Raw genomic sequence first — 510 nt, forward strand, 5'->3', positions numbered from 1 at the left:
GGAAGATGGATTAGACAGTTTTTTATATCGCATTTACCCTCAAAAGACTTTGGATGATGTGATTTTAAATTATGAAAATCAAGCCGTCATTCAAGACCTTATCCAGGAACATCATCGTAGTGACTTATTGAGATCCTATAATTTAGAACCTAGAAATCGTATTCTATTGGCAGGTCCTCCTGGAAATGGAAAAACTTCTCTCGCAGAAGTCATAGCTCAATCTTTAATGATTCCATATTACGTTGTAAGGTATGATGGAATAATTGGTAGTTATCTAGGAGAAACCGCTACTCGGCTTAAAACAACTTTTGATTTTATTAGAACCCAAGAATGTGTTTTATTTTTTGATGAATTTGACACTATAGGAAAAGAACGCGGAGACATTCACGAAACGGGTGAGATTAAAAGAGTTGTAAGTTCTTTACTTCTTCAGATTGATCGTTTGCCGAGTTATGTAGTAGTTGTCGCAGCAACTAATCACGCCGAACTTCTAGATAGGGCTGTATGGAG

Annotated in this window: 1 protein-coding gene; it reads left to right on the forward strand. The window is 36.5% G+C overall.

Features of this window, described 5'->3' with window-relative positions; translation table 11 throughout:
* Positions 1-510: AAA family ATPase (locus tag HC176_RS16080; protein WP_167920015.1), on the forward strand; the 510-nt coding region annotated here is incomplete at both ends.

Source organism: Tamlana crocina, from assembly GCF_012037625.1.